Source organism: Pseudomonas sp. ES3-33 (assembly GCF_000952175.1).
Classification (GTDB): domain Bacteria; phylum Pseudomonadota; class Gammaproteobacteria; order Pseudomonadales; family Pseudomonadaceae; genus Aquipseudomonas; species Aquipseudomonas gregormendelii.
Genome location: NZ_JZRI01000028.1, coordinates 1 through 21,589, shown reverse-complemented (window position 1 = coordinate 21,589; position 21,589 = coordinate 1). Strand labels below are relative to the sequence as shown.

Genomic DNA, 21,589 nt, shown 5'->3' with positions numbered 1-21,589 from the left:
TCAGCCCTGGAATAGTAAACGTCATCGACGGCGTCACAAGCTGACTGGAAGCTCACCCACCAACGGTGGCTCTCAAGATCATTGCATGGCCGTTTATTTGCTAGAAAAAATCAGCAACCACGAGCGTTTTTTCCGTCGCAAAAGTTGACTCGTATATTGCTTCATGAGGGGCTCCACGAGCCAACCAAGCGCTAGCGTTATAGACACGTGCCTTGCTGAAAAACGATAGGTGCAACTCGTCTCCGCGCTCAAACAGTTTGAATTGCTGCTCCTCCATTTCGGCGAAAAGGTCGTCGAATAGCTCTGGGTCTCTTTTTGAGAGTGCGACAACTATATCGGCCCTGTTCAGGCCAGCTTCATTTGCTGCCCACAAGACGATACGAGTTGCCACATCCATTTTTTTGCTTGGGATGCTCGTGTCCAATGCATGTTGGACATCTGGGTAGCTGGACGCCAAGCGTGAAGGCATTGCCTTGCTAGGTGTATTTTTCATTGCAGACTCCCGATAATTTTTCTTGATCACTTCGCATACGCTCATCTGCCCCGGCGATTTCTTCTGCCTTGGAAAAGCTCATTTCGACCGGCTGATTTCCTTCGTCTGCCTGACCGGCAAGAACTCTTGCGGCGATGTAACCGAAGGTCATTCCAGGACCGAGCGTGATGCCGCCGCTTGGGTAATGGCCGTTCATGATGCTGTTCATGTCATTGCCTACGGCAAATAGCCCCGGGATCGGCGCGCCGTGTTCATCTAATGCGCGGGCACAGGCATCGGTGTTCAGGCCGGCGAAGGTGCCGAGGCTGCCGGGCACCAGCTTCACCGCATAGAACGGCCCTCTGCGTAGACTGCCGAGGGACGGGTTTGGCCCATGTAAAACTTCCCCCTGTGCTCTGTTGTACAACGACTCACCACGGTGAAATAGTGGGTCGTGACCGAGTTCCGCGCCTAGGTTGAAAGCGCTAACGGTCTCTTCGAGCTGCTGCGCATCGATGCCACATTGGAGTGCCAGTTCGACCAACGTCGGGGCTTTGAACAGATAGCCCTCGCGCACATACCTGGCGGTCGGAAACGGAAAGGGTTTGGACCAGCCCAGTCCATAGCGACGTTGTGTGCGGTGATCGCAGATCAGCCAGGACACAGGGCATTCTCCAGGTTCCGTGGCCTCAAACAGCGCGCACATGAAATCGTGGTAGGAGTCGGCCTCGTTGACAAAGCGTTGGCCATTTTGGCGCACGGCGATGAATCCGGGTTTGGCTCGTTCCATCAGGTGCGCAAAACCGCTGAAACCGCCATCTTCACGCGGCACTCGGGACACCGGTGCCCACGCTGCAGCATGGGTCAAGTCGGATGCCACGCACGCTCCGACGCTTTCGCCAAGGCGCAAGCCATCGCCGGTATTGCCTTTGGGCGCTGCGCTCAAATGTTCGGTGCCATTGGGGGCATGCCCGAACAGGCGGGCGATGCGCTGCTGGTCGTGGGGAAAACCACCGCAAGCGAGCACCACGCCTCGTCGAGTGCGGATCTCGATCAGGCGCCCGGCAGATTCGACACGAGCTCCGAACACGCGCTCACCGTCACGCAGCAGTTCGCGTACGGGCGTGTCGGTCAGCAGGCGAACTTTACGATCCAGCGCGCTTTTCAGCAGGCGGGCAACCAGTGCGTTGCCGTTCACCAGGTGCAGGCCCCGGCCATGAAACAGCAGGTCGCGGGCATGGCGCAACAGTCGCTTGCCGGCGTAGAGCAATGAGGACGGCGACTGGCGGGCGTTGAGAAAATGATTGAGGTCGGCACCGCCGGCGATGCCCATTCCCGCAAGGCTGATGATGTCGAGCGGGGGGCGGAGTTTGTTGATCCAAGGGCCCAGGCGACGACCGTCAAATGGTTGCGCACAGACCGAGCGGCCACCTTTTACATGGCCTTCGCCGGCGTGAAAATCAGGCATTTTGCTGCCGGAGAAAAACTGCACCTCGGTATGGCGTTGAAAAAAGTCGATCATCCTCGGCCCTTGTTCCAGGAACGTTTCTACGCGCGGGTCGAGCACTTCGCTGCGTAGTTCATGACGCAGGTAAATCCTCGACTGTTCCAGGTCTTCGACGATACCGTCGGCGATGGCCAATGGGTTGCGCGGAATCCACAGCCAACCGCCGGACCAAGCGCTGGTGCCGCCTAGCTGCGGCTCCTTCTCCACAACGATGACGTCGAGGTTCAGTTGCGCAGCAGTCACCGCCGCTGCCAGGCCAGAGGCACCAGAGCCGACGACCAGAACATCACAAAGCAGGGGATCGCTGATGTACATAAGAATTACCGCGAGAGGGAATGAGGTTGGCCGCTCCCGATCAGAAGCAGCGCAACGCGGCGGAAGTGCTATTTGAGCGGGGAAAAGTCGGTCGGACGCAGCAGTCGTGAATCCAGCGTCACCACGGCGTCCAGTTCCTTGTTCTGCCGCGCGAAGTCCTGCCAGCGTGGATCGGCCGCCATGGCATTGCGGCGTGTCATGCGGTCGTCAAGGCTGGCGTAGCCCCAGATGTGCACCACTTGATTGACTTCACCTATTTCGGTGGTGAAGAAGCCAACCAGGTTGCCCAAGTGTTCTTGCTGCACGGCCAATGCGGCGCTTTTGTACAGGGCCAGCCAGTCGCCGAGCTTGGTTGGTTTAATCGTGTAGGTGCGCAGTTCGTAGTACATGGTGTTCTCCAGTGCGGGATGGTTGTGCAGTGCTGTGTTCGAGCCGGCGAGCGATATCGCTGGCGGCGAGATAACCGAAAGTGATGCCTGGGCCAAGGGTGATTCCGGGACCAGGATAGGTACCGTCCATGATTGAATTCATTTCATTGCCAGCAGCGTAGAGGCCGGGGATCGGCGCTGCGCTGCGATTCAGCACGTTGGCCTGGCCATTGGTGACCAGGCCTCGGGCTGAACCGAGATCGCCGGTAAATAAACGCACCGCGTAGAACGGCGCCTTGCGCAGGGGTTTCAGGCATGGATTGGGTTGATGCAGTGGATCACCCATGTAGCGGTTGTAGGCCGTACTTCCCTTGCCGAACTGTTGGTCGACGCCTCGTTCGGCATCGTCGTTGTATTGCGCCAGGGTTTGCTCCAGAGAATGCGCATCCAGTCCGGCCATGCGTGCCAGGTCGGCGAGGCTGTCGGCACGTAACAGATAACCGGCGTCGATCAGTGCGCTGTTGTCGACGGGTCGCGGACGCGCCAAACCCATGCCGTAGTTGTTCAGTGCTTCGCTGTCACAGATCAGCCAGCAGGGAGCATTGGCGCCGCCTTCGGCGAACATGGCTTCGACGAAACAGTGATAGGAATTGGCTTCATTGACGAAACGCCGCCCGGCACGGTTGACTGCGATGACACCGGGTTTAGCGCGGTCGGTGACCAGATGCGGAAAGCGTTCCACGCTCCCGTCGGTCTTGTGCAGCACCGAAACCGGGGCCCAGAAGAAATTCGCCGACAGGTTGTCGCCAATTGCCGCGTCGACAGAGCCGGCCAAGCGTTGCCCATCACCGACGTTGGCAGGCGGTGACATGCTCCAATGCTCCGAATCAGTAGCGGGCCGGTGTTCTGCGGCTTGTGCCCCGGCGGCAAACCCCCCCATGGCCAGCACCACACCGCCACGAGCGAACACGGAACGGGGCACTCCGCCCATGGAAATCTGCACACCTTTTACCGAGCCCTGCTCGACGATCAGCGCCTCGGCCGTCGCTTGCAGCCATAGATCGACGCCGTTGGCCATAGCGCTGGTGGCCAGGCGCGCGATCAAGGCATTGCCCACGGTCAGGCGGGTGCCGCGTGGGTGGCTGAGGCGGTCGACGGCGTAGCGTCCGATCAGTTTAAGGCAGTGCCAGAGGGATTTCGGCGAACGCTTGATGCTGAGGAAGTGCTGGATGTCGACACGATTGACCATCATGCCGCCGAAAAGCAGCATGCCATCCGGGGGGCGCTTGAGGTCTTTGAAATGCTCGCCGAGGCGACGACCGTCGTACTCGTCGATTTCCAGCGCTCGACCTGTTTGCGTGCCACCCGGCAAGTCCGGGTAGTAGTCGGGCGACAACGGTCTCAGGCTGTACTTGAGTTCGCTGTGGGTTTCCAGGTACCGCAGGGCTTCGCGGCCTTGCTCGATGAAGGCATCGATCAATTGCGGGTTGTAGCCCGTACCGATCACCTCTTTCAGGTAAATGCGCATCTGTTCGGCGGGCAGGTGATGCCCGGCAGCACGGGCCTGGTCGGTATCGTGCAGCCACACCGCACCACCGGAAATCGCCGACGTACCGCCGAAGGCCTCGGTCTTTTCCACCAATAGAACTTTAAGGCCGCGGCAACTGGCAGTCACCGCTGCAGCGAATCCGGCTGCGCCGCTGCCCAGGACGATCACATCATAAGTCAGCTCGGCATTGGCAGAATGCAGGAAAGTCGTAGTGTTCATTGTTATCGCCTGTCAAGGACGCGCCGGAGGGTCAGATCTCCAGCGGCGTCACACCCATGAAGTGACCGAGGTTGCCCAACTGCGCCAATGCCATTTCCGGCCCGGTCTGAATCGGGCAGCCCAGTCTTCGGGCCAAGGCGAGAAAAGGTGTCACCGCGGGTGATGTCACGACATCGGCCACAAGGGTTTTAGCGTTAAGGGTTTGCATCAGCGCGGTCGGCAACGGCATCGGGCCGTCATCACTGGTTGCACTCATGCCGACTGGTGAGGCGTTGACGACAAGGTCGAAGTGATTAAGTGAGTCCGGTCCTGCGCTGATCGTAACTTCCGGGAAAGCGTTGCGCAGAAGGTCGCCGAGCACCTCGACGCGCTCCTGGCTGATGTCGCTGATGGCCAAGTGGCTGACCCCGGCCTGGCACAACGAATACGCAATCGCGCTGCCTACGCCGCCGGTGCCGATCACCAGAACCTGTGTGTTCGCGGGGGTGAAACCGTGTTTGCGCGTAGCGTTGAGAAAACCCTCGCCGTCAACGATATCGCCCACAAGTCGACCGTCGGCTTCGCGGCGTATCACATTGACCGAGCGTAGTGCCGCCGAGCGTGCACTGACGCTATCCAGGCAGGTGGCCAACAGTTGTTTGTAAGGGACGGTGACCACACATCCGCGCAGGTTTTGCCAGCCGCGCAGGGTCTGGACGAAGTCATCCAGGGCGGTCTGTGCAAGGTCAATGGCGAGCATGGAGACGTTCTGCTGGTGGTCGGCGAACCAGCGATTGAAGTTTTCCGGCGATTTCACCTGGGCTACAGGCGAGCCGACGATGGCGACTAGTTCAGTCGAACCCTGAATCATGAGAGATACCCGCTTATTGGCTTTGTTGTAAGGCCGATACTGCAAGCGGTGAACGCGGCGAACAATCGAGCTTGTGCACGATTCAGTTGATAATCGCATCGCCAGTGCGATAATCGCAGTCTGTGTGCGATAAAGAGTCCAGGTGATGAAGCAACCTACGATCCACCCGCGGGATTTGATCGTCGGCCTGCAAAAAGGCTTGGCGCTGTTGCAGTTGTTTTCCCAGGAGCATCCGCGCCTGAGCGTGCCGGAAGTGGCGCGAATGGCCGATATGACCCAGAGCGCCGCCCGGCGTTTTCTGCTAACCCTGGTGCATGACGACTTTGCGCAGACCGACGGCCGCCATTACTGGCTGACCGCCAAGACCTTGCGTATCGGCCAGGCTTATGTCGATTCCGCGGTGCTGCCGCGCATGCTGAGGCCCATCGTCGAACAGGTGGCACGAACCACCCAGGAGCATGTATCGGTAGGTGTTCGCGACGGTGATGACATTGTGCATGTGGTGCGTAGTCGCTATAGCCACATCACCTCGATGTCGATCCGACCTGGTTCACGTGTGCCGATGTATTGCACCGGCAGCGGACGGTTGTGGTTGGCGAGTTTTTCGCAGGAGGCGCTTTGCGCATACTTCAAACGGAACCCGCCCCGGGCCATTACGCCATATACGCTCACCGACGAAGCACTGATCTGCCGCGAAATCGTCTTGGCGGGCGAGCGTGGTTACGTGATGGTGGATCAGGAATATGAAGTGGGCATGCGGGTGTTGAGCGTGCCTCTGATTGATTGGAAAGGGCAATTACAGGCAACGCTGACGCTGACTACTCACGCATCGCGCATGACCGTTGAGGACATGCGCGAACGGTATCTGTCGACGCTGTACGAAGGGCAGGCGCTGCTGCGGCCGATCATGACGCGTTGAATCTCAAGGGCTGGTGGTCAGGCTTGCGTGGGAGACTCACTGAGGCGGTTCGGCGACGCTTTTAGATGTGGCAGCCATTTACTATTTGCGCAAATCACTCCGAGCAATTAAATGGTGAAAGTCCGCTTTTGGCCGATTCTGTTGAAAAAATCGGATTTTCAGATCGCCTGAACTCAGGCGCGACCACCACAGGAGAAAATGGTGGCCCTTGAGATGAAAATCTGGCCAGCCGTCGCAGGTTCTGCACTGCGATTTCCCTGTTTCAGCACGCGGGCATGGGGCTCGCTCTGTGTGGTTTGCTGAGCATAATCTCCATCGTTGATGGGACAGTAACGGCTCGACGGGTTACAGCGCATTGGTGAATCAACTCGACTACCGCGCCGTCCTGTCGATCCTGTTCCAGCTATACCCCAATACACGGTTAGGCTACTGGGTATGGAATTCACTGCTGAAGCAATATCCAGTTTTTTCAGTCACGCCATTGTCATTATTGGTGCCCTTATTCGGACTGCTCGGTTCAGTCATGACTTTCCAACCGTTTGCATTCAGAGCCACGTACGGAGCATGTCCTTGTGCGATCGCTCTGAAAACAAGAAAAGAGCCCAGTTACGCTACGAAATGCTAGTTGAAGCAGTCGATAATCGCCAAAATCAGCCGAGGAGGCTGTTGGCTTTGCTTGAATCGTCGGGGTTGGCGGCTGGGGGAATGGCGTCGCAGCCGCCAGATGGGCATGCTAGACGAATGATTGGCCGGCAAAGCCACGGGGCAGGCGTTGTCGCCCTTTCATGGTGGTGAGTCGCTCGGTCCACGCTGCCCGCCAGTCATTAGCCGCGTGGGTGATTTTTGCTTTGCGAGCCGTGCGTCTTGCCAAATTGAGCTGGTTTTTGCGTGCGTCCTTGAATGCGTCGGTGTTGCGGCAGCTTCTGCATTTCACGCGGGCCAGTTCAGTGGTCGAGGTGAGTTGGTTGCCATTGTGACCGCAGGCCAAATGCCCGCCTACTTTGAAGTGAGTAACCATCAGACGTCTCCTTAGTGACGTGTATCCGTTTGACCTCTGGCTACTCACAACGTTCGTCGAGCTTCTCGAAGGGCGCGTCGACGAATAGACCCACATTACTATTGCATTTGCCCCCGGCACTCAGCTGCTGGCTATGGCACTGAGTGCCTGTCCCGTCCGAAAAAGATCATCTGCGGTAAGTCATTTCCAGCTTCTTTCCAGGCCAACCATCGGTCGACTTTTCTGTGCGCCACTTGAACCTACGTGCAAAGAGGTCTAATTATTATGCGTGGGAAAAAATCCCACGCACGGAATGCCAAAAAAACTTACTACGACTTCTGACTTGATTTGGCGTTTCTCGCGGTAATGACCAGGAGACGAAAAATGCAGATTCATAGGCTGTTCAAGAAGGCACTATTGGCGATGGCCATAGGTGGTGTGCTGTCGGCGTCCATTGTTTCGGTGCCGGATACGATCTTTCATGGTTCCAGTGCTTACGCCAAAGAAGGTGGCGGACATGGCGGTGGAGGCGGAAGTGGTGGGCACGGCGGAAATGGCGGTAGTGGCAGCGGTAGCGGAGGAGGAGGCGGCAGCGGCAGTGGTGGCGGTGGTGGCGGTGGCCACGGTGGAAACGGCGGTGGAAACGGCGGCGGAAGCGGAGGTGGAGGCGGTCATGGTGGAAACAGCGGTGGTGGCAGTGGTAGTGGTGGTCATGCTGGCAACGGCGGTGGTAGCAGTGGCAGCAGCCATGGCGATGCAGGCCAGGGCAACGCCGGGAATTCGAATTCTGGCCGCAGCAGCAACCATGCTGAGGCTGGCGATGATCACGGCAATCACGTTGGTGGTGAGCCTGGTGATGATCATGGCAATCATGTTGGCGCAGAGCCCGGGGACGATCATGGCAATCATGTTGGCGGCGAGCCTGGCGACGACAATGGAAATCACGTTGGGGGTGAGCCTGGCGATAATCGTGGCAACCCTGTGGGTGGCGAACAGGGTGATGACCGCGGCATTCATGTCGGCGGCGAAGCAGGGGATGACACCAGCAGGAGCTGATTCACTCTGATGGGATCTCATACAAAACCTTCGGAGAGAGTTTTGTATGAGATTTGGTCCATCCCGTTATTGCCCGTAACGCATGTGCAGTGAGCGCTTGCAGCTATCCCTTATTCCTGGAAAAAGTGCGTAACAGCTCATATGGGAATTTTTTCCACGTCGTTATACTGGGTTTATCTGTCAAGGAATGTGCTGTATGCAATCGCCCACCTTACCTCCCTCTCTGTTAGGAGCCCTGCGGCGGGTCATGCGCCCGCTGGTGCGCCTGATGCTGCGCAAAGGGGTCACCTATACGGTATTCGCCGATTTGCTTAAAGAGGTGTTTGTCGATGTGGCTGATCGTGAGTTTCGCTTGGATGACAAAGTTTCGAGCGACAGCCGCATCAGCCTGCTCACGGGGGTTCATCGCAAGGATGTGCGCCGGCTGCGAAACGAGAGCGAGACGTCAATCGCTGCGCTGCCGGAGAACATTACTTTAAGCGCGCAACTGGTCAACGCCTGGACCAACAGTCGGCCTTTCTGCACGGATGCTGGCCAGGCGTTACCTCTGCCGCGACTGGCCAGTGTCGGCGGTGAGTGCTCCTTTGATGCCCTGATGGCGAAGGTCAGTACGGACATCCGCGCGCGGGTGGTGCTCGATGAATGGTTGCGCCTCGGCGTCGTACGTCTCGATGAACGTGACCGTGTACACCTTGAAGCCCAGGCGTTCTTGCCGCAGAAGGGCTTCGACGAGAAAGCCGCTTACCTTGGCCACAACCTGCACGATCACGCCAGTGCAGCGGTGCATAACCTGAGCGGGGAAGGCCTGCCTTTCTTCGAGCGCAGCGTGCACTACGACGCCCTGGCCGCGGTCAGTGTCGACACTTTGCGCGAGGCTGTTGCCAGGGAGGGGATGCAAACCCTGCTCAATTTCAGCCGGCTTGCCGCAGACCTCGAAAATCTTGATTCGCCAGGTATCGAGCAACGTCAACGCATCACAATCGGACTCTATTTCTACACTGAGCCCACCGATCCCGTTTCGTCGATGACGCCTGCCCCATGATCTCCCTCAAGCGCTGCTTCAGTATTGTCACTCTTGTCCTGGGTTTTGGACTGAACCTGGTGACTCCCGCACGGGTCGACGCAGCACCGGCATGTGTTAGCCGCGAGGAAGTGGGAATGTCGGGCGCATCGGGCTTGCAGTTTCCGGGTGGCATTGGCGGTACCGGGGCAAAGACAGGCGGTGTGGGCGGCACAGGCATCCACGCCGAAAGCGGTGGCGTCGGCGGCACCGGTGCGCCGCTGCAACAGCGTCCCGGAGGCACCGGAGGTACGGGCGCGGTGGCTGCCGGCGTGGATGGCACCATCATCAATCGTGGTCACGGCGGGGTGGGTGGCACGGGTGCACCGATCCTGGATCCGGGAGGTGTTGGCGGCACTGGAATCGTTGGCACCATCACTGGGTTCGCTTCGATTTGCGTCAATGGAATGGAAGTACACTTCGGCAAAGACGTACCGGTGAGCGAAAACGGCGTCGCCGCGAGTAGCGCTCATCTGGCGATAGGACAGGTTGTTGCGGTGGAAGCATTCGCCACCAAACAAGGCCTGCGAGCCGGACGTATCTCGATCCTGAACGTCTATGAAGGGCCGCTGACGGCACTACCCACTGCTTCGGCGCCGCTGCGGGTCATGGGGCAACCCGTGCGTCTTGCTGTGGGGGCTCGGGTTGCTGAAGGGCTACGCACGGGTGAACCGGTCAGAGTCAGCGGTCTACGAGATGCCAATGGTGAAGTATTCGCTAGTCGCATCGAACGGGCGCCTACCCTCAGGGAAGCTAGTGCCATCGGCTCGATAGATCCTGCCGGCAGCCTCCAGGGGCTGAAACTGGGAAGTCGCGTGGCACCGGGGCAGGAAGTGCTGGTGCGTGGCCAATGGTCCGGTCACCAGTTGGAGGTCGCTCAAAGCAGTCCTGACCCGAGTCTGCCTTTTGCCGGCCGTGTGCATGAGGCCGTGATCGAAGGTCTGGTACAAAGCCGACGGGACCGACACCTGGTGGTCGCAGGCTTCAATGTGACACTGGGGCACGACACAGTGTTTGTAGGGGAGCAGCCCACCACATTGGCACTGGATCGACGCGTTCGTGTGAGCGGCGTGTTTAGTGGTACGCGTGAAATACGGGCAACACGTGTCGAGTTCCATAGCGAACGCGCCGATACCTCGGGCAGGGGCCATGGGGGACGTGACGACCGAACGGGCGCCGACACGGAACAGAGTGCCGATGACTCGGGCAACCCCAACAACAGCAGCGGTAGCGGTGGGCGCGATTTAAGCCCGCGCAGTGAAAGTAGTGAAGGCAGTGAGGGCGGCAGCGGTGGAAGCCACGCGGACGACCGCAACAACAGCGGCAAATCCGAGACCGTGGACAAATCTGGAAAATCAGAGCATGTCGAGAAAATGGAGCAACCCGAGAAGGAGTACAACAGTGGACGGCCTGAAAAGATAGAGAAGATAGAGAAGGTTGAAAAAGTCGAGAAGGTAGAGCGACCCGAAAAGGTAGAAAAAGTTGAGAAAGTGGAGCGGCCAGAAAAGGTCGAAAAAGCTGAGAAAGTAGAGCGACCAGAGAAAATCGAGAAGATAGAGCGTCCCGAAAAGGTAGAAAAAGTTGAGAAAGTGGAGCGGCCAGAAAAGGTCGAAAAAATTGAGAAGGTAGAGCGACCAGAGAAAGTCGAACTACCTGAAAAGGTCGAAAAAGTAGAGAAAGTAGAGAAAGTAGAGAAAGTAGAGAAAGTGGAGAAAGTGGATCGATCTGGCCGTTCGGCATAAGCGCTGCGGCAATTCTACAAACGGTGAATAAGCAACTAGGCTGGGTATGTTCGATAACACTTCTCAACGGGATTTTGAGGTGACGATGAGACCCATGCTGCCTCTTTTTGCCAGCCTGCTGGCAAGCTTTACCGTGCAGGCCTCGGGCGATACCTTCAGCACCGCCATCGGCATGGACTATTCAAGCGGTGACTATGGCACCGGTACCACTTCGGAAATCTGGTATGTCCCCGTTGTAGGAAAGTATGAAACGGGCCCTATGACCTACAAGGTTACCGTGCCCTGGTTGCGCATCACTAACCCCGAAGTCGGCCCGAACGGCGACCCGTTGCCCGGTGGTTGCAGGGATGTGGAGAGTGGCTTGGGCGATACTGTCACCAGCGCAGATTATGCGTTGCTCGATGGCAGTGAGGGGGGCGTGTTGCTGGATCTGATCGGCAAGGTCAAGTTCCCCACCGCAGATGAAGATCAGTGCCTGGGCACCGGCGAATTCGACTATACCGCTCAGGTTGACATCGCCAAGGCCTTCGGCTCGGTGACCGGCTTCGCGACCCTGGGATGGAAAAAGTTTGGCGACCTACCCGATAGCAATTTCGACGACCCGATATTTGCCAGCCTCGGCTTCGCCATGCCCGTGGCTGTGCGCACTACGGCGGGCGCCTCCTACGACTGGAGGCAGAAAGTCGTCTCCACCGGTTCGCAAATTCAGGAACTCACCTTTTTCGTCACGCATAAGCTCAGCCACGAATGGAAGATTCAACTGTACGCGGTCAAAGGCTTTTCTGACGCAAGCCCGGATGCAGAGGGCGGGCTGGTGCTTTATCACATGTTCTAATGGCGATGCGTTGCCCCTGACTTACCAAGCGCCTCAGACTGACTGCTTTTAGCCGATCACGAGTTGTTTCCTGGATGTGCATTCCAATGACCGCGTCTGGCCGATTGCTGCCCGTCGGGACGGGCAGCAATCGACGGGTTATCGGTTGAATCGCTCGACCAATGAATACTGAATTTTAGCGGTCTGGGTCAGTTCCTTGCTCAGCTCTGCCGAATGCCTGGCCTGTTCAGACGTCTGGTCTGCCAGATTGGCAATGGTCGTGATGTTGCGACTGATTTCCTCGGCTACGGCGGTCTGCTCTTCGGTCGCTGCGGCAATCTGGGTAGTCATGTCCGTGATGTTTGCCACCGCTTCACTGATCCCGACTAATGCTTTATCTGCTTCAAGCACCCACGCCACGCCTTCTTCGGCCTGGCGATGACCGCTTTCCATGGTTTTCACCGCATTGTTGGACGAGACCTGCAGCTTGGAAATCAGCCCATGGATTTGCGTCGTGGACTCCGTCGTGCGCTGCGCCAACTGGCGCACTTCATCGGCGACTACCGCAAAGCCTCGACCCATGTCGCCCGCTCGCGCAGCTTCGATGGCGGCGTTCAGCGCCAGCAGGTTGGTCTGGTCGGCAATGCCCTTGATCACATCGACTACCGTGCCGATTTCGTTGCTGTCCCTGGCCAGTTGCGCGACGGTCACCCCGGTTTCACCCACCACCACCGAAAGGCGCTGAATGGCTTCCCGGGTGTCCCGGGCCACTTCGCGTCCACGCCCGGTCAACACATTGGCTTCCTGGGTAGCGTCGGCGGTGCGTTGGACGTGGCTGGCGACTTCCTGTGTGGTGGCGGCCATTTGATTGACTGCGGCCGACACCTGCTCGGTCTCGACCCGTTGTCGGTCAAGCCCACGGGAACTTTCGGTGGCGAGGCCATCGGATCTGCCGGCCAGCCCGGTCAGTTGTTCAGCCGTATCCTGCAACCGGGTGAGGCACGTCTTGAGCCGGGAGGCCTGGCTGACAAACGCCGTTTCAAGGCTTGCCTGGGGGCCACGTTCGTCGCTGTACATTTTTGCCAGCAACGCGTCGCAGGTTGAGGCTTCAGCCATTTTCAGCAGACGCAGCGCGCCGCGGTTCTGTCGACTCGAGACCCAGAGCCCGAGCGGCACCGATACCCCGACAGCCAGAATGATCGCCTCCGACATACCGAGGAACACGCCGCCCAATGCACCCACCAGGCCCATGGTCAAAACCGGCAGCCAGGCGAGCAGGGCGGGTTGCCATTGATCACTGACCGGGACGGCCGACTTGCCCTGGCTGAGGCGTTTATAGAGGGCTTCGGCACGATGGATCTGCTCGGCCGTCGGCTTGACCCTTACCGACTCATAGCCCACAACCTCTTGCCCCTCGAAAATCGGCGTGACGTAGGCGTTGACCCAGTAGTGGTCGCCATTTTTCGAGCGATTCTTGACGATGCCCATCCACGGTTTGCCAAGCTTGAGCGCACCCCACATATGAGCAAAGACGGCGGAAGGCACGTCGGGGTGGCGAACGATGTTTTGAGGCGCGCCGATCAGGTCGGATTTGTTAAAACCGCTGACCTCGACGAAGGCGTCATTGCAGTACGTGATGACGCCCCGTGCATCCGTTGCCGAGATGAGTTTTTGTTGAGGCCCAAGGGCAACCTCGCGCTGCGTAACCGGTTGGTTGTTTCTCATCTGTATTGCTCCTATGCCCTAAGCCATGGACATCGGCTGCAATATGAGAAAGGTTAATGAGTAACTTTAAAAGGGCAGGTCATGCGTCCGAAAAGAACGGGTGGACGCTTAAACGCTACGTCTGACCTAAAACCGGCGTACGGCCAAGCGTTTCCTTTTGGCCGATAGGGCAGGGTTGCATCGGACCCGAAGCAGTCGCTCATTTTAGAAGCCTCGGTGGGCAGGCCGATAAAAGTAGGGCCGATGGTTGCTTGTCGCGAAGTGCAGAGTGGCTAAGAATCATCTGCAATGACTTGGATACATTTAGCGCCTGCTGAATAATTTGTTACAAAACTATTCGTGCCTTTTTATATGCACTTGCAGCGCTGTTCTATACCCACTTCAAGCGCATGGACGTGTTGGCTCTTCATGGCAACAGTCGTATTGGTTGGAACCCATTAGCTGCTCGCCCATCGCGCATTCACTCACCAAACACGTTAGAACAACGCCCCTAACTCCACCGGGAGGTTTCATGAGTGCATGGCAGCAGCTACGAGTGCGAGTCAAACGAAAAGGCCTGCGTCGCACCGTCAATACTCTGTGGAAGCGCTATGTGTTTTTCCACTGGGAGCTACTGTGGATGGAGCGTGACCTGGTCACGTCGGTTCCGGCTCAAAAGCTCAGGCCATACTCAGGATTACGCTTGGTCGACATCGATACACAGAACGCGGATGCGTTCGCCAGGCACTTTGGCGACCGAGTGGAAGTCATGCGCGAACTGGCCGCCGAAGGGCATACCGGACATATGTACCTGGACGACAAGGGTGATGCGGTAGCTTTCATTTGGGGCAGCAAACGCAACTACCATGATCGCCACTATTACGGTTGCTGGTTCCCGGTCAAGGACGGCGAGTTCTTCGCGTTCGGGGGCGAGATGACGCGACGTTACTTTGGTACGGCACTTTCAGTCGATGGCCAAATCTGCCTGTGGCAGGCGATGCAAGCCCAAGGCTGTAACAAAGTGGTGGACGTCTGTGAGGCGCACAACATTCCAGCCCTTAAAGCGCACATTCGCATGGGGTATCGCGAGCAGGGGCGGATCATGCATGTCTACGGTTTGTTCGGGCGCTGGCGGTTATTCCGCGAATCCCACTACAGCGGCTCGCGACTCGATAGCCTGTGCAAACCTCGGCGTTCCACGGTGGCCGCGCCAGCGTGAGGTGCAAACGCTCCCCTCACGCAAAACGCTCATGTCCTTCCCTGACCTTAGCCGGCGAACAGCTATTTAGAAGCTGTACCGGGCAGTCAGTTTCACATTACGTGGGTCGCCGTAGATGTCATACGGGCTATAGGCACCATTGGCCACGCTGCTGTAGTAGGTACGGTCGAACAGGTTGCCTCCTCAAATCAAAGCCACTTCTGCTTCCCGGGAAATCGAGCCGTGAAGTTCGTCCCTGACTCAGGCGTCGAAGTCACTTTCAAACTTCCGCCGTGCGCGGTCGCGATCTGCGATGCGATGTATAAGCCCAATCCGAGGCCCTCGCCACGTTGACCTGATTCCGATCGCGTGAAGGGTTCGAACAATAGCGGCACCAGGTTGGCAGGGATGGGTTCGCCCTGATTGGTCACGGATATGACGACGTCATCGTCGTCGGCATAGGCTTGTACGCTGATGGGGGCAGTCGTAGAGCCATGGGTGACTGCGTTGCCCAACAGGTTGGAAAGCAATTGACTGATGCGCAGCGGATCGCAATACACCCCCGCAGGTATGGCTATCGAACTGCTCAAGCGTGCGGCGGGGTTGGATGATTGAATTTCATCAACGGTCAGGCGCAGCGTGCGTTCCAGGTCATCTACCACCTGTCGTTTGCTCGGTATCCCGCCGCCCATTCGGCCCCGGGCAAAATCCAGCACGTTTTCGATCAGGGTTCCCATGCGTACGGAGCTTTGGCGGATGGCTGCAACCAGACCCAGCGAACGTTTGTCTGCCGATTGAGTTTGCAACAGTTCAGCACTCATGCGAATGGCGCTCAGCGGCGTACGCAAATCGTGTCCGAGCACGGCAATGAACTGCTCTCGCAGCCGGGCACTTTCATTGGCATCCACCAGCGAGGCTTGCGCAGCTAGCAGGTCGCGCTGGGTATCGAGGTTCATGGCGATCAATTGAGCGAACAGCGTAAGCGTTTTCTCGATAGCAGGATCGTCCAGCTTCGCAGTAACGGAGTCGATGGCACACAAGGTGCCAAAAAAGTCGCCATTGGCTTTGATGATGGGGATGGAAATGTAGCTTTCCAGGCCGTAGATCCTGGGCGTGTGATGCAGCGAAAAAACCGAGTGTTGGCTCGCGTGGCCGAAAATGACCGGCTTTCTGTGCTGGCGTATTTCGTGGCAGATAGTGGATTCCAGTACCAGCTCTCCACCGGGCTGGAGCCCGAAGTTGATGGAGTCATCCACCGCGCAGGCAATCCACTTCTGCTCGGTCACTCTCGCCACCGCAGCAAATCGCATCCCGGTGATGTGTTTGACCATACTCAAGATGACCGGAACGGCGTCTATGCTGCGTATGGCCTCTACATCCGAGGAAAACTCTGGGCTGGTCATGATTTGGCGATTCGTATGGGGACGAGCAGAGACTATCTCTAATTGTGCCGCCGGGCCAATCCGAGGCGTTCTGCCGCGCAAGGTGACGGCCGCGAAGTTCTGTATTTTACTAGTCGTAGCAAGCGCAGTGCATGGCTGGCAGTCATCTTTACCAGCGGGTATCGGGCCAGTCAGCGCAAGCGTCAGTTGGCCCGAACAGTCCTCGTAATTTGCGAGCTTCAAAAAGCAGGATCACCTGCAGCAAACGCCGCTCCCTCAATGTGATAGACCTGCGGTTCTGCCGATAAGTATGGCTGCAGGCCCGTCATGAACACCCGATGGTCTTCACTCGCTTCAAAGCCCGGGACGTGATCCTCGAGTGATTGCCAGCGGACGATCAGGTTGAATTGCTGCGGTGTTTCGATCCCTTGGGCCAGCATGTGCCCGCCGTAACCCTTTGCGCGGCAGAGCAAAGGAGCAACCTGTGCAAATGCATGCCGGAAGCTTTCAATCTGGTCTTTGTGAACGGGCAGCAGAGCGATTTCATAAATCATGGGATTCCCCTGGAGTGAGTTCAGCGCTGGTGAGAAGCGACGGCACGACGGCAATCGCGATTTTCCCTTGAATACCATTGTTGGGGCTTTCCAGCCGCGCATGGGCGAGGGCAAGGTCGGCAAGTGAAAAGACGGCGCCAACGTGCGGGCGCAGCTGACCGCGCTCAATCAATGCGCTCAACTCATCCAGCTTGCCGCGGTTTTGCCGGGTGAAAACGAAGTGATAACTCGCGTTCTTGCCCCAGGCCTGAACGAGATTCTGTGGCTGGGCAATGTCCACGATGGAGACAACCCGGCCGAGTTGGGCGAGGGCGTCCGCGCTGCGCGCTAATGTGTTGCCGCCGATGGTGTCAAATACCACGTCGACTCCGCGGCCGTCCGTTTCCCGATTGATGGCGTCGACGTAATCCTCCTTTTCGTAGTCGATCATCACATCGGCACCCATGCTTCGTGCGAACTCAAAGTTTGCCTCGCGCACGGTCGTGAAGACCCGCGCGCCAATGGCTTTTGCCAACTGGATCGCTACATGACCGACGCCTCCCGCGCCACCGTGGATCAGAATGCTCTCGCCCACTTTGAGCGCCGCTCGCACGGTCAGTGCTTCCCACGCCGTTCCGCCGACCAGGCTCAGGCTTGCGGCCTCTAGATGGCTCAGGGAAGCAGGCTTCTTCCCGACAATGCTTTGGTCCGCAACGTGGTACTCGGCGTAACTGCCCGAACCGTCAAATATTTGCGGGGTGTACCAGACTTCATCGCCGGGAGCGAAAGCCGTGACGCCCGGCCCGACTTCCTCGACAACGCCAGATACGTCGTGCCCGCTAATCGCCGGAAGTGGCACCAGGTCGGGATAATCGCCGCGGCGAACCTGGTAATCCAATGGATTGATGGAAGTAGCGTGTACCCGTACCAGGACTTGTCCCGTGCCCGGCACTGGCTTGGTCACGTCACAAAGTTCGAACGATTCCGGGCCACCGAAGGATTTGATTATCATCGCTTTCATTTTGAAACCTCACTTCTTGAAAAAGGGATATCGGGAAATATCGATGTGTATCGGCATAGAAAATCACTGCGTGTGTTCCGAGCCCCTCACAGTGTATTATTTCGATTAAAAGGGATATCGGGAAATATCGATATCATGCGGTAAAAAATTACAGCTCTGTACCTATGATCTCGGCGAGTGCACGGATGGTTGCTTCGTTTCGCTTGTAGTAGGTCCACTGACCAATGCGCCTGACTTCGACCAGCCCGGCTCGTTGCAGCGTTGCAAGATAGTCAGACACCGTCGACTGAGACAGTCCGACGCCTTCTTGAATACTGCTGACGCAAACGCCAACGGTGAGCACATCTCCCTCGTCCTGCGCAGGGAAGCTGTTCACCGGGTCCTTCAATCCTTTGAGGATTTCAAGCCGGGTGCGGTTTGACAGTGCTTTGAAAATTTCAAGTAAGTCCATCGCTTCAGGATATCGAAATTTACCGATATGTCAATGCGTGGACTAAGGCGCTGCAGGTGCTGCTGCGGCTATGGATGCTAACAAGCGTCCAATCGCTGGCCATGGCTGGGTACCGTTGCGCGTCGAGCGCCGTACCTGTCGAGCGTGTTGATCATCGGTGTGGGTTTGTACGTGGGTTTTCATGGTTGGGTTGGTTTAAGCGTGCAGTCTTGAATTATTCATTTCTGCAGGAAGTCTTGAGCGACGGCTGTTGGTCGATTATCTCCTGCTCCCTCACCGTGCTCATCCCAAGCAATGGCAGTCCCAACAGGGTCAACCCGACGCCCACCAGCGCACTCACGGTCAGCGGATCGCCGAACTGCAGCCATGCCCACAGCAGGGTCACCGGGGGCATCAGAAACAGCGCACTGCTGATGCGTTGGATGCTGAAACGCTGCAGGCACAGCCAATAAAATCCATAACCGCCCAGAGTCGAGAAGATCACCAGCCACACCACGCCCCCGGCAAACCCGGCGCTGGTCGGCGGCCATATTTCCCCTTCGAGGCACGCCAGCACGGCAAACACCGGGATCACGGCGCATACCTGAATGAACAGCGCGGTGGAGGCGGGCATCGATGCGCCGGGTGAGGCTTTCTGGTACAGCGTGGCCGCCGCCAGGGAGAGGACTGCCAGCAGTGGCAGGCTGTAGACCCAGAGGTCTGCGGCGTCCCATTCCACGTTGGCGCCGCTGGCTATCAGCATGCCGGTCAGACACAACCCCAGGCCGACCCACTGCCAGCCGCGGGTGCGTTGCCCGGGCACGTTGACTGCCAGCACCACAATGGTCAGTGGCAGCAAATTGGCCAGGAGTGAGGCGGTGCCCGGCGCGACACCCAGTTGAATCGATGCGGCGATGGGGCCTATGTAGCCACCAATCGCAAACAACCCCAGCAGGGCTTGATGCGCCACATCACGGCCGTGCAATGTCCGCAAACCCGCCCAGGCAAAAGGCAGTAACACGGCCGCCGCCAGGATAAAACGCCACACAGAGGCCAGGTAGACGCTTCCCTGGTCGGCGACATAGCGGTAACCGATGAAACCAGAGCTCCAGCTGACGACCATGGCCGACAGCAGCACGGCGCTGATCAAAATAGGTGAGCGTATGACGTTCATCGAATGGCACCTGACAGGGGGCTGAGTTCGATGGTATGAATGATTGACTGATGCAATCAAACGATACGATCAGCACCACTGATGCAGGATTACTGAACCATGGCTGAAGCGCTTGATATCGAACTGCTGCGAACGTTTCACGCCGTCTTGCGCTTTGGGCAATTCCTCGCGGCGGCCAGCTTTTTGAATAAAAGCCCATCGGCGGTCAGCCTGCACGTTCGCCGCCTGGAAGCCGTGGCCGGGGGACGTTTGCTGGAGCGCGATAACCAGACAGTCAGCCTGACTCCGCTGGGCCGTCGCTTTGCGCTGCAAAGCGCCGAACTGTTGCGGCTTCACGACGGGCTGCTAGCCAGCTTTATCGCGCCGGTGGCCAGTGGTCGAGTCAGGCTGGGTATTTCTGAGGAGTACGCCGGTGCGGTACTGGCTTGTACGCTGCCGCACCTGGCGGCGGATTTCCCCTGCGTCGAGCTTGAGGTTGAAACGGGTTCCAGTGGCCGTTTGAACACGCGCCTGCAGCGTGGGCAACTGGACATGGCGCTGTTAGTGGCCCCGGCTGATGTTGCTGTGCCGCAGGCGCGGTGCATCAAGACCTTCGGCATCACCCAACCTGTGTGGGTAGCCGCACACGGCTACCTGCAGGACCTCGCCAAGCCGGTGCCCCTTGCATTGCACGGCAAGGGTTGCCCCTATCGAAGCGTGGCTGTCGACGCATTGAGTCAGCAGGGTCGCCGCTGGCGAACGGTGATCATCAGCGCCGGGGTGATCGCTTTGGAAGCCGCCATCGAGGCCGGATTGGCCGTTGGCATCGTCGACCGGGCCCGGGTGAGCCAAGGCATGCGCGTGCTGACGGTTGCCGACGGCTTCCCTGAGCTGCCCGTACACGAATTGCGCCTGATGCTGGCCCCAGGGGAATTAAGTGAGGCGGGGGAGGTGCTGGCTAGATTGATCAGCCATGGTTTTGAGTGTTAGTGCCACAGTTACGTTATCGTGCTGCATACGGTGCTGCGATAAGCAGCGCTCTTTGCAGTGCGGAGATCAGTTTTTTGGATGCCTGAAGGCTGTAATTGGCCTATTGGTGAGTAAGGGGGGCAATCGACCCAAAGCGGCCGGTCACGTACCTACGAAGTCAGGGGCGGTTCAAAAAGCCCTCTAGAATGGCCCCGATATGAGCGTCGATCGCCTTCCAAGCATTCACTCAAAGGATGAACACTATGGACCGCACCAACCATATCTGTCTGATGGCGATCTACAACGATTGGATGAACGCGAAGGTTTATGAGGCGGCCAGAAGTCTGACTGATGAAGAGCTGTCAGTGGATAGGCAAGCATTCTTCGGTTCTATTCTCGGGACGTTGAACCACCTGGTGGCGGGGGACACGGTGTGGCTGCAGCGATTTGCCAGGCACCCAGCGAACTACCTGGCTCTGAAGCCGATTCAACAGCTCCCGGCCCCCCAAAGCCTCGACCAGTTACTGTTCTCGGATATCCGCGAACTTTCGACACATCGCGTTTGGCTCGATCAGGTAATTGTCGCGTGGTCTCGCTCCATCAAAGAGTCGGATCTAGATTACCCCCTCAGTTACACAAGCATGAAGGGAACCCCCGCTGACAGGAACTTTTATGGCTTGGTCATGCATTTCTTCAACCACCAGACTCATCACCGAGGGCAAGTAACGACTTTGCTTTCACAAAGTGGCGTCGACGTAGGCGATACTGATCTGGTCGCCCTTGTTCCTTCCGAGTCCCGCACATAAGCTGAAAAACCAGCCGGCGGATCTCCATGCCTGTTTCTTCGCTTGATTCGCGCAGAGCGCCATCTCCTGGTTCGGACCGACGACGGGCTAGCCATTATTCATTTGATAAGTTGGCACATTACCCCGAAGTGTCTACCAGTGACCGCTTCTGGCCGATCTCTGCCGGTCGCGAGAGGCAGAAAACGACCCAAAGCTGCCTGTTGTAGAAGCGCTTATCCGGTGATCAGTGAAGCCAAGCGGAATTGAACCAGTTGCCGAGATATCACTGACCCAGTCTGATTCTTCGCGAACCATTGCCTGTGCTGGATTTGTGCCGACTTGTGGGTGGGGCAGTTTTTTACCTGTACATGGGCCAATTCGACATTGGCGTCTACAAATCCTGACCTTTAGGGCTATCGCATCCGCTTAAAAATACGTGGACGCCAATACGGGAGTTCGGAAGGTGTGTTGGCGGGACGCTTACTACTAAGGTGATGGCTTTGAGGGGGCTTGAAAAAATATTAGTGTCCTCGGGTCGTATGAATT

The 21,589-nt window shown here is 57.8% G+C and carries 20 protein-coding genes and 3 pseudogenes; 10 read left to right on the top strand and 13 right to left on the bottom strand.

Going from position 1 to position 21,589, the window contains the following annotated elements; all coding sequences use genetic code 11:
* Positions 1-100: 100 nt before the first annotated feature.
* The 5 genes from UB23_RS03080 to UB23_RS03060 form a co-directional block, all read right to left on the bottom strand.
* On the bottom strand, positions 101-493 hold the full coding sequence (locus UB23_RS03080) for a hypothetical protein (RefSeq protein ID WP_045057868.1): 393 nt from the start codon (positions 491-493) through the stop codon (positions 101-103).
* Positions 477-2,294, bottom strand: coding sequence for an FAD-dependent oxidoreductase (locus UB23_RS03075; protein WP_082069115.1), 1,818 nt, complete (start codon positions 2,292-2,294; stop codon positions 477-479). Before UB23_RS03075 ends, UB23_RS03080 begins: the two co-directional genes overlap by 17 nt.
* A 68-nt stretch (positions 2,295-2,362) precedes the next feature.
* Positions 2,363-2,683, bottom strand: coding sequence for an NIPSNAP family protein (locus UB23_RS03070; protein ID WP_045057867.1), 321 nt, complete (start codon positions 2,681-2,683; stop codon positions 2,363-2,365).
* Positions 2,652-4,430: an FAD-dependent oxidoreductase gene (locus UB23_RS03065; RefSeq protein WP_045057866.1), complete on the bottom strand. Its 1,779-nt coding sequence runs from the start codon at positions 4,428-4,430 to the stop codon at positions 2,652-2,654. The genes UB23_RS03070 and UB23_RS03065 overlap by 32 nt, the downstream gene beginning before the upstream one ends.
* Positions 4,431-4,461: 31 nt before the next feature.
* Positions 4,462-5,280, bottom strand: a complete 819-nt coding sequence (locus tag UB23_RS03060) for a shikimate dehydrogenase family protein (RefSeq protein ID WP_082069114.1) — start codon at positions 5,278-5,280, stop codon at positions 4,462-4,464.
* 145 nt (positions 5,281-5,425) lie between these two features.
* Between UB23_RS03060 and UB23_RS03055 the strand changes: the two genes are divergently transcribed.
* Both UB23_RS03055 and UB23_RS30095 read left to right on the top strand, forming a co-directional pair.
* Positions 5,426-6,199, top strand: coding sequence for an IclR family transcriptional regulator domain-containing protein (locus UB23_RS03055; protein WP_045057864.1), 774 nt, complete (start codon positions 5,426-5,428; stop codon positions 6,197-6,199).
* 331 nt (positions 6,200-6,530) lie between these two features.
* Positions 6,531-6,731: pseudogene (locus UB23_RS30095) on the top strand (EamA family transporter); the annotation flags it as partial.
* A gap of 201 nt (positions 6,732-6,932) precedes the next feature.
* On the opposite strand, the gene UB23_RS03050 reads toward UB23_RS30095, so the two are convergent.
* Positions 6,933-7,217: a hypothetical protein gene (locus tag UB23_RS03050; protein WP_045057863.1), complete on the bottom strand. Its 285-nt coding sequence runs from the start codon at positions 7,215-7,217 to the stop codon at positions 6,933-6,935.
* Between the two features lie 363 nt (positions 7,218-7,580).
* Between UB23_RS03050 and UB23_RS29725 the strand changes: the two genes are divergently transcribed.
* The 4 genes from UB23_RS29725 (at position 7,581) to UB23_RS03030 (ending at position 11,889) form a co-directional block, all read left to right on the top strand.
* Entirely contained in the window at positions 7,581-8,252 is a 672-nt protein-coding gene (locus tag UB23_RS29725) for a hypothetical protein (RefSeq protein ID WP_082069113.1), read from the top strand.
* 196 nt (positions 8,253-8,448) lie between these two features.
* Positions 8,449-9,294 (top strand): DUF6502 family protein, encoded by an 846-nt coding sequence (locus UB23_RS03040; RefSeq protein ID WP_045057862.1) that lies wholly within the window; start codon positions 8,449-8,451, stop codon positions 9,292-9,294.
* The gene (locus UB23_RS03035) at positions 9,291-11,054 is read left to right on the top strand and encodes a DUF5666 domain-containing protein (RefSeq protein ID WP_045057861.1); all 1,764 of its coding nucleotides are present in this window, start codon (positions 9,291-9,293) and stop codon (positions 11,052-11,054) included. The genes UB23_RS03040 and UB23_RS03035 overlap by 4 nt, the downstream gene beginning before the upstream one ends.
* Positions 11,055-11,139: 85 nt before the next feature.
* Positions 11,140-11,889 carry a hypothetical protein gene (locus UB23_RS03030; RefSeq protein ID WP_045057860.1) on the top strand — a complete coding sequence of 250 codons (750 nt, stop codon included), beginning with the start codon at positions 11,140-11,142 and terminating at the stop codon, positions 11,887-11,889.
* 138 nt (positions 11,890-12,027) lie between these two features.
* Here the strand turns inward: UB23_RS03030 and UB23_RS03025 are convergent, their stop codons facing one another.
* Positions 12,028-13,080, bottom strand: a complete 1,053-nt coding sequence (locus UB23_RS03025; protein WP_442963617.1) for a methyl-accepting chemotaxis protein — start codon at positions 13,078-13,080, stop codon at positions 12,028-12,030.
* 243 nt (positions 13,081-13,323) lie between these two features.
* A pseudogene (locus UB23_RS30630) lies at positions 13,324-13,593 on the bottom strand (PAS domain-containing protein); the annotation flags it as partial.
* 511 nt (positions 13,594-14,104) lie between these two features.
* Between UB23_RS30630 and UB23_RS03020 the strand changes: the two are divergent.
* Positions 14,105-14,791 carry a hypothetical protein gene (locus tag UB23_RS03020; protein ID WP_045057858.1) on the top strand — a complete coding sequence of 229 codons (687 nt, stop codon included), beginning with the start codon at positions 14,105-14,107 and terminating at the stop codon, positions 14,789-14,791.
* Positions 14,792-14,979: 188 nt separating this feature from the next.
* Here UB23_RS03020 and UB23_RS03015 read toward each other — a convergent pair whose 3' ends face one another.
* From UB23_RS03015 to UB23_RS03000, 4 genes are all read right to left on the bottom strand, one after another.
* Entirely contained in the window at positions 14,980-16,173 is a 1,194-nt protein-coding gene (locus UB23_RS03015) for a GAF domain-containing sensor histidine kinase (protein ID WP_045057857.1), read from the bottom strand.
* Positions 16,174-16,391: 218 nt separating this feature from the next.
* On the bottom strand, positions 16,392-16,706 hold the full coding sequence (locus tag UB23_RS03010; RefSeq protein ID WP_045057856.1) for an antibiotic biosynthesis monooxygenase family protein: 315 nt from the start codon (positions 16,704-16,706) through the stop codon (positions 16,392-16,394).
* Complete coding sequence (locus tag UB23_RS03005) at positions 16,696-17,706, bottom strand: zinc-dependent alcohol dehydrogenase family protein (RefSeq protein ID WP_045057855.1); 1,011 nt, start codon at positions 17,704-17,706, stop codon at positions 16,696-16,698. Before UB23_RS03005 ends, UB23_RS03010 begins: the two co-directional genes overlap by 11 nt.
* 148 nt (positions 17,707-17,854) lie before the next feature.
* Positions 17,855-18,157, bottom strand: coding sequence for an ArsR/SmtB family transcription factor (locus tag UB23_RS03000; RefSeq protein WP_045057854.1), 303 nt, complete (start codon positions 18,155-18,157; stop codon positions 17,855-17,857).
* Between the two features lie 55 nt (positions 18,158-18,212).
* Here UB23_RS03000 and UB23_RS29065 point away from each other — a divergent pair.
* Positions 18,213-18,370 (top strand): annotated as a pseudogene (locus UB23_RS29065) (nickel/cobalt efflux protein RcnA); the annotation flags it as partial.
* A gap of 1 nt (position 18,371) precedes the next feature.
* On the opposite strand, the gene UB23_RS02995 reads toward UB23_RS29065, so the two are convergent.
* Positions 18,372-19,310, bottom strand: coding sequence for a DMT family transporter (locus UB23_RS02995; RefSeq protein ID WP_045057853.1), 939 nt, complete (start codon positions 19,308-19,310; stop codon positions 18,372-18,374).
* A gap of 99 nt (positions 19,311-19,409) precedes the next feature.
* Between UB23_RS02995 and UB23_RS02990 the strand changes: the two genes are divergently transcribed.
* Together UB23_RS02990 and UB23_RS02985 are read left to right on the top strand one after the other, a co-directional pair.
* Positions 19,410-20,279, top strand: a complete 870-nt coding sequence (locus UB23_RS02990; protein WP_045057852.1) for a LysR family transcriptional regulator — start codon at positions 19,410-19,412, stop codon at positions 20,277-20,279.
* A 242-nt stretch (positions 20,280-20,521) separates the two neighbouring features.
* On the top strand, positions 20,522-21,064 hold the full coding sequence (locus tag UB23_RS02985; RefSeq protein ID WP_045057851.1) for a DinB family protein: 543 nt from the start codon (positions 20,522-20,524) through the stop codon (positions 21,062-21,064).
* Positions 21,065-21,589: the final 525 nt, after the last annotated feature.